This is a genomic window from Actinophytocola gossypii (assembly GCF_025165815.1).
Lineage (GTDB): Bacteria > Actinomycetota > Actinomycetes > Mycobacteriales > Pseudonocardiaceae > Actinophytocola > Actinophytocola gossypii.
In genome coordinates, this window is the sequence record NZ_JAFFZE010000006.1 from 630,037 (window position 1) to 642,608 (window position 12,572).

At 73.5% G+C, this 12,572-nt stretch carries 9 protein-coding genes; 8 read left to right on the top strand and 1 reads right to left on the bottom strand.

The window, feature by feature from the left end; translation table 11 throughout:
• The gene (locus JT362_RS07680; protein ID WP_260190320.1) at nt 1-1,323 is read right to left on the bottom strand and encodes an ABC transporter substrate-binding protein; all 1,323 of its coding nucleotides are present in this window, start codon (nt 1,321-1,323) and stop codon (nt 1-3) included.
• A gap of 109 nt (nt 1,324-1,432) precedes the next feature.
• Here JT362_RS07680 and JT362_RS07685 point away from each other — a divergent pair, with 109 nt between their 5' ends.
• The 8 genes from JT362_RS07685 (at nt 1,433) to JT362_RS07720 (ending at nt 12,532) form a co-directional block, all read left to right on the top strand.
• Nucleotides 1,433-2,203 (top strand): SDR family NAD(P)-dependent oxidoreductase, encoded by a 771-nt coding sequence (locus JT362_RS07685; RefSeq protein WP_260190321.1) that lies wholly within the window; start codon nt 1,433-1,435, stop codon nt 2,201-2,203.
• 10 nt (nt 2,204-2,213) lie between these two features.
• Nucleotides 2,214-2,930: a FadR/GntR family transcriptional regulator gene (locus JT362_RS07690; RefSeq protein ID WP_260190322.1), complete on the top strand. Its 717-nt coding sequence runs from the start codon at nt 2,214-2,216 to the stop codon at nt 2,928-2,930.
• The gene (gene dgoD / locus JT362_RS07695; protein WP_260190323.1) at nt 2,927-4,072 is read left to right on the top strand and encodes a galactonate dehydratase; all 1,146 of its coding nucleotides are present in this window, start codon (nt 2,927-2,929) and stop codon (nt 4,070-4,072) included. The genes JT362_RS07690 and dgoD overlap by 4 nt, the downstream gene beginning before the upstream one ends.
• Before the next feature lie 22 nt (nt 4,073-4,094).
• Nucleotides 4,095-5,636: an alkaline phosphatase D family protein gene (locus JT362_RS07700; RefSeq protein ID WP_260190324.1), complete on the top strand. Its 1,542-nt coding sequence runs from the start codon at nt 4,095-4,097 to the stop codon at nt 5,634-5,636.
• Between the two features lie 2 nt (nt 5,637-5,638).
• Complete coding sequence (locus JT362_RS07705; protein ID WP_260190325.1) at nt 5,639-7,255, top strand: discoidin domain-containing protein; 1,617 nt, start codon at nt 5,639-5,641, stop codon at nt 7,253-7,255.
• 87 nt (nt 7,256-7,342) lie between these two features.
• Nucleotides 7,343-9,313 (top strand): right-handed parallel beta-helix repeat-containing protein, encoded by a 1,971-nt coding sequence (locus JT362_RS07710; protein WP_260190326.1) that lies wholly within the window; start codon nt 7,343-7,345, stop codon nt 9,311-9,313.
• Between the two features lie 211 nt (nt 9,314-9,524).
• A complete protein-coding gene (gene pabB, locus JT362_RS07715) occupies nt 9,525-11,498 on the top strand; it encodes an aminodeoxychorismate synthase component I (protein WP_260190327.1) in 1,974 nt (657 codons plus the stop codon).
• The gene (locus tag JT362_RS07720; protein ID WP_375546455.1) at nt 11,498-12,532 is read left to right on the top strand and encodes a nitronate monooxygenase; all 1,035 of its coding nucleotides are present in this window, start codon (nt 11,498-11,500) and stop codon (nt 12,530-12,532) included. The genes pabB and JT362_RS07720 overlap by 1 nt, the downstream gene beginning before the upstream one ends.
• Nucleotides 12,533-12,572 lie beyond the last annotated feature (40 nt).

Sequence of the window (12,572 nt, forward strand, 5' to 3'; positions counted from 1 at the left end):
TCAGCCTTCCGAGACCCGCAGGCCCTTGGCCTTCAGGTCGGCGACCGTCTTGGTCTGCGCGGCGCGCACGCTGTCGGCGAAGCTGCCCTGGCCGGCGACCGCGGCCCGGAACCCCTGGTTGAGGTTCTCGTACATCGCGGTCGTGGTGGGAATCCACTTCCAGCTCTTGTCGATGTTCTGGTCGGCCTCGGCGAACACCTCGTTGATCTTCTGTCCGCTGAAGAACTCGTACGGCTTGTCCAGCGCCGAGCCGGAGAACGCGCCCTTCGCGGCCGGCCAGCCGTAGCCGCCGGCGATCAGCAGGTCGATGCTCTCCGGGTCGGTGTTCAGCCACAGCGCGAACTTCAGCGCCTCCTCCGGGTAGCTCGCGCCCTTCAGCAGCGCGGTCGAGGAGCCGCCCCAGTTCGCCGACCGCTGCTCGCCCTCGCTCCACTGCGGGATCGGCGCCACCCGCCACTTGCCGGCGGTCTCCGGGGCGTTGCCCATCAGGATCGCGTCGCCCCACTGGGCGCCGACCCAGGTGACGATCCGGCCCGCCTGCAGGTCGGCGTACCAGCCGTTCTGCAGGTCCGGGTCGGTCTTGACCAGGCCGTCCTGGCGCATCCGGTCCCAGTACTCGGCGACCTCGATGGTCTCCGGGGTGTCCATGTCGACCTGCCAGGTGTCGCCGGAGATGTCGAACCAGCGTGCCCCGGCCTGCGCGGCCAGCGAGGTGAACCAGGCGGAGTTCCCCGGCGGGAACGTGCTGATGTAGGCGTTCGGGTCGGCCTGCCGGATCCTGCGCGCGGCCTGCTCGTACTCGGCCCAGGTGGTCGGCGGCGCGATGCCCCACTTCTCGAACAGGTCCGCGCGGTAGAACATCGCCATCGGGCCGGAGGCCTGCGGGACCGCGTACACGCCGTCGCCGAACGCGCCCTGCTGCCACTGCCACTCGACGAAGTCGCCCTCGTGGTCCCCGACGCCGAGCGGCGCGAGGTCCACCAGCCCGTCCTCGAGCAGGAACTCCGGGATGACCTGGTACTCGACCTGCGCGAGGTCCGGCGCCTCACCGGACTTGAGCGCGGAGTGCATCTTCGCGTACCCGCCCTGGTTGCCCGCCGGGATCTTCTCCAGCTTGACCTGGACCTCGGGGTTCTCGGAGTTCCACAGGTCGACGGCCTTGTCCACGCCGGGCACCCACGACCAGAACGTCAGGGTGATCTTCTGGCCCGGTTCGCGCTGCTGGGTCTCGGGCTCCTGGTCCCCACCGCACGCGACCGCCGCGAAACTCACCACGCCCAGCATGGCGACCAGCAGGCGGCGAAGGTTGCTGCCACGCGTCATCGAGCTTCAGCCCTTCCCTGGTCCTACCGCTTTGGCCGATGACTTTCACCCCGCCGGGCCGGGTTGTCAAGATATTGTCGTATTTTATGTTTTCTCGTAGCCTCGTGCCGTGTACCAGAGCGCGGAACCTCCCGGCGCGGCCCGGTTCGCCGGGCGCGTGGCGCTGATCAGCGGCGCCGCCTCGGGCATCGGCGCGGCCACCGCCCGCCGGCTCGCCACGGAGGGCGCCGCCGTGGTCGGGGTCGACGTGGCGCCCGCGGCCGTCGTCGACGAGATCACCGCTGCGGGCGGGCGGGCCGACCTCGTCGCCGGCGACGTGGCCGACGAGGACGCCTGGCGGCGAGCGGCCGCGCTCGCCGTCGAGCGGTACGGGCGGCTGGACGTGCTGGTCAGCAACGCCTTCACGGTCGTGGTCAAGCCGATCGCGGACACCGAGCCGGCCGAGTGGGCGCGGCAGCTGGACGTGAACCTCGGCGGTGCCTACCTGGCGCTGCGCACCTGCCTGCCGCACCTGGTCGCGGCCCGCGGCGCCGCGGTGCTGGTGTCGTCGGTGCACGCCGTCGCCGGGCTGCCCGGCCATCCCGCGTACGCCGCGAGCAAGGGCGCGCTCGACGCGCTCACCCGGCAGGTGGCGGTGGAGTACGGCCCGGACGTGCGGGTCAACTGCGTGCTGCCCGGGCCGGTGCTCACCGCGGCGTGGGACCGGGTGCCGGCCGAGGACCGGGAGCGCAGTGTCGCGGGCACCGCGCTCGCCCGGTTCGGCGAGCCGGCGGAGGTCGCGGCCGCGATCGCGTTCCTCGCCTCGGCCGACGCCTCGTTCGTCACGGGTGCGAGCCTCGTGGTCGACGGCGGCTGGACCGTCAGCAAGGATTCGGCGTGAGGAGCCCGTGGTGAACGGCTACACCGGACGCGGCCTGCACGGGCAGGTGGTCAACGAGCTGGGCGCGCGGATCGTGTCCGGGCGGCTCGGGCACGAGGAGTCGATCGACCTCGGGCGGCTGGAGGTCGAGCTGGACATCAGCCGGACCATGCTGCGCGAGGCGCTGAAGGTGTTGGCCGCCAAGGGTCTCATCGACGCGCGGCAGAAGCGCGGCACCTACGTGCTGCCGCGCTCGCGCTGGCACCTGCTGGACGCGGACGTGCTGCGCTGGCAGTTCTCCGCCCGGCCGACCGGCGAGCTGCTCGGCCAGCTCGCCGAGGTCCGGGCCATCGTGGAGCCGGCAGGCGCCCGGCTCGCCGCGCAACGCCGCGACGAGCAGGACCTGGCGGCCCTGACCGCCGCCCTGGCCGCCATGGCGGCGTCCACTTCGGACACCGCAGCCGCGGTCGACGCCGACCTGCGCTTCCACCGGGCACTGCTCGCCGCGTCGCACAACGAGCTGCTGGAACGGATGGCGGCGATGATCGAGGTCGGGCTCGCCGCCCGGGACGCGCTGGTGCACGACGGGCACGGCGCGCCGGTCGAGGGCCCGGTGCCCGCGCACCAGGCGGTGTTCGACGCCGTCCACGCCGGCGACCCGGACGCGGCGGAGGCGGCCATGCGCGCGCTGCTCGACCAGGCCGAGCGGGACACCGAGCTGTTGCGGCGGGCGGAGGAGACCGGGTGAGGATCACCGAGGTCGAGACCTTCCTGGTACCGCCGCGCTGGCTGTTCCTCAAGCTGAGCACCGACGAGGGCGTCGTCGGCTGGGGCGAGCCGGTCGTCGAGGGCCGGGCCGAGACGGTCCGCGCGGCCGTGCACGAGCTGTCCGAACTGCTCGTCGGCGAGGACCCGCTGCGCATCGAGGACCACTGGCAGAAGCTGTACCGGGGCGGGTTCTACCGGGGCGGCCCGGTCCTGTCGAGCGTGCTCGCCGGGTACGACCAGGCGCTGTGGGACATCGCCGGGAAGGTGCGCGGCGCCCCGGTGCACGAGCTGCTCGGCGGCCCGGTGCGCGACCGGCTCCGGGTCTACACGTGGGTCGGCGGCGACGAGCCGGACGCGATCGCCGACGCCGTCGCCGCCCAGGTCGCGGCCGGGTTCACCGCCGTCAAGATGAACGCCAACGGGCGGCTGCGCGCCATCGACACGCTCGCCGCCGCCCGCGCGGTGCTGCGCCGGGCGGAGGAGGCCCGCGCCGCCCTCGGCGACGACCGGGACCTCGCGATCGACTTCCACGGCCGGGTGTCGCCGGCCATGGCCCGCCGGCTGCTCGCCATGCTCGCCGACGTGGCGCCGATGTTCGTCGAGGAACCCGTGCTGCCCGAGCACCTGCACCTGGTCGGCGGCCTGGTGAACGGCAGCACGGTCCCGCTGGCGACCGGCGAGCGGCTGTACTCCCGCTGGGACTTCCGCGCGCCGCTCGCCGCCGGGGTCGCCGTGGCGCAGCCGGACCCCTCGCACGCCGGCGGGATCTCCGAGGTACGGCGGATCGCGGCGCTCGCCGAGGTGCACGGCGCCACGCTCGCCCCACACTGTCCACTCGGGCCGATCGCCCTCGCGGCGAGCCTGCAGCTGGGGTTCGCGGTGCCGAACTTCCTCATCCAGGAGCAGAGCCTGCGCATGCACTACCACCGGGACGGCGACCTGCTCGACTACCTGGTGGACCCGAGCCCGTTCGACTTCACCGACGGCCACGCGGCCCGGCCGCTCGCGCCAGGGCTGGGCGTCGAGATCGACGAGGCGGCCGTGCGCAGGGCCGCGGAACTCGGCCACGCCTGGCGGAACCCGGTGTGGCGGCACGACGACGGCGGCCTCGCCGAATGGTGAGCCGGACACAGGAGGTGTGATCGTGGGGTTCGACCGCAGGCGGTTCCTCGCCGGCGCCGGTGGGCTCGCCGGGCTCGCCGTACTCGCGCAGTCCACGCCGGGGGTGGCGGCCACGCCCCCGCTGCCCGGACATCCGTTCACGCTCGGGATCGCGTCCGGCGAACCCGAACCGGGCGGGGTCGTGTTGTGGACCCGGCTCGCACCGGACCCGCTCGCCGAGGACGGTCTCGGCGGCATGCCGGACGTCCGGTACCCGGTCCGGTGGGAGGTGTCGGAGAACGACTCGATGACCCGGATCGTCCGGCGCGGCACGGTGTGGGCGCTGCCCGAGCTGGCGCACTCGGTGCACGTGGAGGTGCGCGGGCTGCGGCCGGGACGCGACTACTGGTACCGGTTCGCGGTACGCGGTGAGCTGAGCGAGGTCGGGCACACCAGGACGGCGGCGGCCCGGCACGAGTCGACCCCGTTCACCCTCGCCTTCGCGTCCTGCCAGGCGTGGGACGCCGGGTTCTTCACCGCCTACCGGCACCTGGCCGAGCAGGACCTGGACGTCGTGGTGCACCTCGGCGACTGGATCTACGAGAACCAGCTCGGCGCGACCGGCGGCGTGCGCGGCGTTCCGCTGACCTGGCCGCAGCGCCTCGAACCGATGTCGCTGGACCAGTACCGGATCCGGCACGCGCTGGTGGCGACCGACCCGGACCTGCGGGCCGCGCGCCGGGTGCTGCCGTTCGTGGCCACCGTCGACGACCACGAGGTCAAGAACAACTGGTCGGCCGAGACCGAGCCGACCGCGCCGACGCCGGAGAACTTCCTGCGCCGCAAGGCATGGGGTCTGCGCGCGTTCTACGAGCACATGCCGCTGCGCGCGGCCGCCCTGCCAAGGGGCACCGACAACCGGCTGTACCGCAGGCTCCGGTTCGGCCGGCACGGCATGCTGCACCTGCTCGACGAGCGCCAGTACCGGGACGCGCAGGACATCGCCGCCCGCCAGGACCCGTCCCGCACCATGCTCGGCGCCGAGCAGGAGGAGTGGCTGCTCGACGGGCTCGGCCGCTCCCACGCGACCTGGAACGTCATCGGCAACCAGGTGTTGATGGCCCAGCTCGACCGGCTCACCGACCCGGGTCTCCAGCAGCTCAACCCGGACACCTGGGACGGCTACGCGGCCTCCCGCGACCGGCTGCTGACCGGCATCGTCGACCGGCGGGTGCGCAATCCGATCGTGATCACCGGCGACGCGCACGTGAACTGCGCGGCCGAGCTGAAGGCGGACTTCTCCCGGCCGGACTCGCCGACCGTGGCACCGGAGTTCCTCGGCACCTCGATCACCTCCGGCGGCAACGGCACCGACCTCGGCTCCGGCGGTCGCGAGTGGCTGGCGGCCAACCCGCACCTGAAGTTCGTGAACTCGCAGCGCGGCTACGTGCGCTGCCGCGCGGACGCCGACGAGTGGCGGGCCGACTACCTCGTACTGGACAAGGTGACCGAACCCGGCGGGGTGATGTCGACCCGCACGTCGTTCGTCGTCGAGTCCGGCCGGCCCGACCTCCAGGAGGCGTGATCATGTCGCGGAAGATCGTCGCTGTGCTGGTCGCGCCCGTGCTCGTGGCGGGCGTCGCGCTCGGCGCCTCCCTGGTCGGCGGTGAGCCCGCCGCACCGCCGAGGGACGTGCTCGTCGTCCAGGCGAACCTGCAGGACGCGATCCGGCCCGCCGACGCGCGGGACACCCGCGACCTGGACAACTTCGTGGACCGGCTGGCCGAGCGGGTGCCGGCGGCGCCGGACGCGCTGCTGCTGGCCGAGGTGCTCGACCGGGGCGCGCACCGGCTGGCGCACCGGCTGTCGGCGGAGTTCGACCAGCGGTACCGGGTCGTGGTCGCGCCGGGCCGGGACGCGTTCTCGGCGGACGGCTCGGTGCGGGAGACCGCGATCGTGGTCAACACCGGCACCCTGAACGTGGAGCGCGGCGCGTCCGGGTTCGAGCGGATCCAGAGCGAGGACCAGGCCTACGCGACCGTGCGGCAGGCCGGCTCGGACCGGCGGCTGCGGCTGGTGGCCGGGCACGTCGGCGGCGACCCGGCGGTGGCCGCCGAGGAGTTCCACCGGCTCGGCACCGACGGGGACGCGATCCCCGTCCTCGGCGTCGACCTGCGGCTCTCCCGGTGCGTGCTCGCCTACGACGAGGCGCCGGTGGACTGCGACCCGCAGGCGTTCTGGACCGCGATGACCGACACCCACGCCTACTCCGACGCCGCCTACGAGCTGGCGCTCGCCCAGGGCCTGCGGCACAGCGGGTACGTGTTCACCCCGGGCGCGGTCGCCGCGGCCGGCGTGGACGACGGCCTGGTCGCCGGCGAGGAGTGCAAGGACGCCTACGACGCCGGCCGGTCGCGCACCACCCGCGGCGAGTGCCGCGCCGACTACTACGCGGACTCCCCGTTCACCTGGGCGAGGGTCGGCGCCCCGGAACCGGTCCGCCGCGTGGTGCTGCCGCGCGAGGTGTCGCTCGGCCACTGCGAGTTCGGCACCCGGGTCGGCGCGGTCGTCGTCCGGGTCGCCAACCGCACCGACTCGGCGGTGACCGACCAGGTGACCGCCACCGCCGCCGCGCCCATCGCCGTCGACCCGGCCGAGGCCGCTCTGACCGCCCCGCCCGGCGAGGCGCGGCGCGCGGTCGTGCGGGTGACCGCGCCGCAGGAGACCCCACCCGGCCGGCACCAGGTGACCGTCCGGGTCGGGCCGACGAGCACGGTCGTGCCGGTGGTCATCCCCGACGGGCCGTGCGTGGAGCCGGCGGTGTACGCGAGCAGCTTCAACCCCGGCCGCCCGCCGGAGGACGCGATCGACGGCGACATCAACACGTTCTGGCACTCCGAGTGGTCGCCGCCGCACCCGCTGCCGCAGTCGATCACGCTGAACCTGGGCTCGCCGACCACGGTGTCCGAGCTGCGCTACCAACCGAGGTTCGACGGCAACCTCAACGGCACGATCAGGGAGTACGTGATCTACGTCAGCGTGGACGGCCGCTCGTTCACCGAGGTCACCAGCGGTACCTGGCCGGTGGACGCCAGGGAGAAGACCGCGACCTGGACGGCCACCGACGCCCGCTACGTCCGCCTGGAGGCGCACTCCGCCAGCGGCGGCTCCTACGCATCGGCCGCGGAGGTGACGGTGTCGTAGCGCCCCCGGCGCTACCGCCGCGCTACCGATGAGGTGACGCCCCCCGCCATTGTCGAGTCCGCGGGACTCGACGAAAGGAGTGGGCAGATGGGGGGACCGAACCTCGTCCGGGGCATGGTGGTGGTCGTGGTGACCGGCGTCCTCGCCACCGGCGGCATCGTGTGGTGGCAGGCCGACGGGCCGGTCGACGGTCGACCGGTGGCGCGGACGACCGGCGCGGCGGAGCTGCCCGACGTGGCGGAGCTGCCCGACCGGCCGCCGGCGCTCGACCTGAGCCAGGACAACCGCCGGGAGCCGCTGCCCGGCCTGCCGGACTGGTCGGCCGCCGGCTACCGGGAGGGCGCCGGCCTGCCCGGCGACGAGGACATCACCACCGACGCCGAGTGCGTGCTCACCCCGGACGAACTCGCGTCCGAGTACGCCGTGCGCCCCGACGACGGCGCCGACGACACGGACGGCTTCCAGCGCGCCATCGACGACGTCAGGGCCGACTGCTCGCCCGACGCCGGCTACGACGACCTGTCGCTGATCGAGCTGCCCGCGGGCGAGCTGGCGGTGTCCCGGCAGCTCTCCGTCGACGCGGACTACCTGGTGCTGCGCGGCGCGGGCGACGACCCGGCGACCGGCACCCGCGTGGTGTTCCGCCCGGACGAGAACACCCGCTACGACACGCTCACCGAGGACGGCGGCGACTGGGACGAGGACGGCATGCGCCACGAGAGCGGCAAGGGCGGCTGGCTGTGGCCGGGCCGCGGCCTGTTCCGGGTGCAGTCCCGCGAGGTCGCCGAGGACTACCGGGAGGACCACGAGTCCGCGCCGGCCAACCGCCGGGACCTGTTCGAGGGCACGGTCAACGTGCACTGGAAGGCCGGCGTCGAGCTGACCGGCGAGGACGGCTTCGCCGCCAGGAAGGGCGACACCGTGGTACCGCTGGACGACTGGTCCGACGAGTTCCGGGTCGGCGGCTACGTCAACATCCGCGCGGCGAACACCGTTCGGTTCTACGAGGAGCAGCAGGCCCTGCCCACCGACCACGACCTGCGGAACATCCACATGCGACAGCAGATCTTCGAGATCACCGCCGTCGACGAGGACGCCGAGACGATCACGCTGGACAAGCCGCTCGAGTTCGACGTCCCGATCGACTCCACCTCGGACGGATCGGCGGAGATCGACGGCAAGACCTACGAGTCGAAGGCGTCCCCGCTCGTCGACCCGGTGCTGGGCGTCGGCCTGGAGAACCTGTTCCTCACCCAGGTCGTCGACGGCCACGACCCGAGCGAGGCGACCCACGACTACGGCAACCTCTCGCCGGCCGACCAACTGCACGGCATCGTGTTCAAGTGGGCGGTCAACGGCTGGGTCCGGGGCGTCACGACGTACCTGACCGGCTCGCACCCGGTGGTCACCGAGGAGGCGAAGAACCTGCGGATCGAGGGGAACCGCTTCGTCGGCTCGTGGAACAAGGGCAAGGGCGGCAACGGCTACCTGCGCGGATCGCGGGTGTGGGACTCGGTCTACGCCGGCAACGTGCTGCGCGGCCTGCGCCACTTCACCTTCCAGTGGTCGGCGTCGGGCAACGTGTTCATCGGCAACGACACCGACTCCGACGTGAACCTGCACGGCGGGTGGGAGCGGCACAACCTCGTCGAGCTGAACACCGTCGCGGTGCCCTACGAGCACCGCCCGGGGAACTGCTCGACCCACTGCGGCGGCGAGTCCGGCGAAACCGGGGACGACTCTGCCTGGTACCCGATCTGGTGGGGTGCTGGCAGGAAGGCGGTGAAGTGGTCCGGCGCCACCGGCCCGAGGAACGTCTTCTTCAACAACACGATGAGCAAGCAGGAGACCGAGGGCGGGGAGTTCACCCCCTACTACGACTCCGGGAACACGATCCTGCGGTTCGGCTGGGACGGGTCCGGCTACCGGCACCTGACCAGCGACGGCGAGCCGATCGAGGACTGGGCCGGCCACGAGCGCACCGACTTCACCGGCGACGGCGTCGACACCTCGCTGACCGACGACGGCCCGTCCCTGTTCCTGGCCGAGCCGCGGTGACGTCCGCTCGTCGTTGATGTTCGGCGGCGTCGAGCACCGGTCGAGTGATCTTGGTGCGTGCCGGGCCCGGCACGCACCATGGAGGCATCCTGGCCGGTGGCGGGAGCGTTGGCCCACGTCACCGGCCAGTCCCATGCCCGTGACCGAGCACTCCTTGCGCCGGCCGCGCGGCATCGGTCAGGCTGCTGGTCGGCGGCCTACGAGGTGGTGGATGCGCACCCTGATCATCGACAACCACGACTCGTTCACCCACAACCTCGTGCACCTCGTGGGGTCACTCACCGGGGTCGATCCGGTCGTGGTGCGCAACGACGAGCCGGTGGGGGACCTCGCCGGGTTCGACCGCGTGGTCATCTCGCCGGGCCCCGGCCGGCCGGAGCGGGCCAGGGACTTCGGGGTCTGCGCGGACGTGATCCGCCGCTCCCCGGTACCGGTGCTCGGCGTGTGCCTGGGCCACCAGGGCATCTGCCACGTCTACGGCGGCACGGTCGGGCCGGCGCCCGAGGTGCGGCACGGGCTGCTGTCGGACGTGCGGCACGACGGAACGGGTCTCTTCGCCGGCGTGCCGTCGCCGTTCCCGGTGGTGCGGTACCACTCGCTCGCCGTGACCAGGGTGTCGGACGTGCTGGAGACCCTGGCGGTCGCCGACGACGGCGTCGTGATGGCGGTGCGGCACCGGGAGCTGCCGCGCTGGGGCGTGCAGTTCCACCCGGAGTCCGTGCTGACCACGCACGGCGAGCGGGTGCTCGGGAACTTCCTCGGCCGGCACGGCACGGTCGTCGCGGGCCGGCGGACGACCGTCGACCGGCGCCCGGTCGTACCGCACCGGCGGGTGGAGCTGGACGTCGACGCGGAGGCGGTGTTCGACGCGCTGCACCGGGACGCGGAGTGGGCGTTCTGGCTGGACAGCGCGGACGGCGGCCGGTTCTCGTTCCTCGGTGACGCGAGCGGGCCGCGGGCGCGGGTGGCCACCGCGGACGTGTCGGCCGGCACGGTCACCGTGCGGTCCGGGTCCGGCGACCGGGTGGTCCACACGCCGTTCCTGGACTGGGTGGACGGCGACCTGCGCGCGCACCGGGCCTCCAGCGCCGGACTGCCGTTCGACTTCGCGCTCGGCTGGATCGGGTACCTCGGGTACGAGCTGAAGGGCGAGTGCGGAGCGGTGAACGCGCACCGCTCGGAGCGGCCGGACGCGACGATGATCTTCGCGGACCGCGCGGTCGTGGTCGACCACGCGGAGCACGCGGTGTACCTGCTGTCCCTGGAGCCCGACGACGAGTGGTTCGACCGCACCGAGGCCACCCTGCGCGGCCTCACCCCACCCGGCGAGGCCGAGGTCACCCCCGAGGTCGGCACCCTGCGCGCGCGGCACGGGCGCGCCGCCTACCTCGACCTGGTCGCCGAGTGCCAGCGGGAGATCACCGAGGGGGAGACCTACGAGGTCTGCCTCACCAACCAGCTCACCGCGGACGGCAAGCTCGACCCGTGGCAGGGCTACCGGGTGCTGCGCCGGCGGAACCCGGAGCCGTTCTGCGCGCTGCTGCGACTCGGGGAGCGCAGCGTGCTCAGCGCGTCGCCGGAGCGGTTCCTGCGGGTGTCCTCGGCCGGGGTGGCCGAGTCCAGGCCGATCAAGGGCACCCGCCCGCGCGGGGCCACGCCCGCCGCCGACGAGCGGCTGCGCGCCGAGCTGGCGACCAGCCGCAAGGACCGCGCCGAGAACCTGATGATCGTCGACCTGGTCCGCAACGACCTGGGCCGGGTCGCCGAGCCGGGGTCGGTGACCGTCGACGAACTGTTCGCGGTGGAGACGCACCCGACCGTGCACCAGCTCGTGTCGACCGTCCGGGCCAGACTGCGGCCCGACCGCGGCGCCGTGGACTGCGTCCGGGCCGCGTTCCCCGGCGGCTCGATGACCGGCGCGCCCAAGGCCCGCACCATGGAGATCATCGACCGCCTCGAGGGGGGCCCGCGAGGTGTGTACTCCGGCGCGCTGGGGTACTTCTCCCGGTGCGGCGCGGCGGACTTCGGGATGGTCATCCGCACCCTCGTGGTCGAGCCGGACCGGGTGTCCTACGGTGTTGGCGGCGCGGTCATCGCATTGTCCGATCCGGACGGCGAGGTCGCCGAGACCGCGGTGAAGGCCGCACCCCTCCTCCGGCTGCTCGACCAGGAGTTCCCTGCATGATCCTCGACGACCTGACCCAGCCGGTCGTGCAGGCGCCGATGGCCGGTGGGCCGTCGACGCCCGAGCTGGCCGCCGCCGTCTCCGACGCGGGCGGCCTCGGCTTCCTCGCCGCCGGCTACCTCACCGCCGACGCGGTGCGCGCGCAGGTCAGAGCCACCAGGGAGCTGACCGCCGAGCCGTTCGGCGTCAACGTCTTCGTGCCCGACACGTCCCAGGTGGACGGTGACGCCCTGGCCACGTACCGCGATCGCCTGACCGCCGAGGCCCGCCGGTACGGCGTCCAGCTCGGCGAGCCGGCGGACGACGACGACGGCTGGGCCGGCAAGCTCGCGGTCGTCCGCGAGGAGCGCGTGCCGGTGGTCAGCTTCACCTTCGGCTGCCCCGACCCCACCGTGCTCGCCGAACTCCGCGAGGCCGGCTGCGCGACCGTGGTCACCGTCACCTCCGCCGGCGAGGCCCGCACCGCCGTCGCCGCCGGAGCCGACGCGCTCTGCGTGCAGGGCACCGAGGCCGGCGGCCACCGCGCCACCTTCACCAACACCGACCCCATCGACGACACCGCACTGCTCCCGCTGCTGCGCCAGGTCTCCGCCGCCGTGCCGGTGCCGCTGATCGCCGCCGGCGGCCTGTCCAGCGGCCGGGACGTCGCCGCCGTCCTGGTCGCCGGTGCGCGGGCCGCCCAACTCGGCACGATGTTCCTGCCCTGCCCCGAGGCCGGCACGAACCCGCCGCACCGCGCCGCGATCGCCGGCGACTGCCGCACCGCGGTGACCCGCGCGTTCAGCGGCCGCCCCGCGCGCGGCCTGGTCAACCGCTTCCTCACCGACCACTCCGACGCCGCGCCGGCCGCGTACCCGCACGTGCACCACCTGACCAAGGCGCTGCGCCGGGCCGGCGACCCGGAGACCATGTCCCTGTGGGCCGGGCAGGCCCACGAGTTCGCCCGCGCCGTCCCGGCCGCCGACCTGGTCCGCGAACTGGGCGACGGGGCCCGCGCGGCACTCGCGGAGACCGCCCGCCGCTGGCCGGGCTGAGTTCCGTTTGGTGAACCCTGCGCATGATCCAGTCGGATCG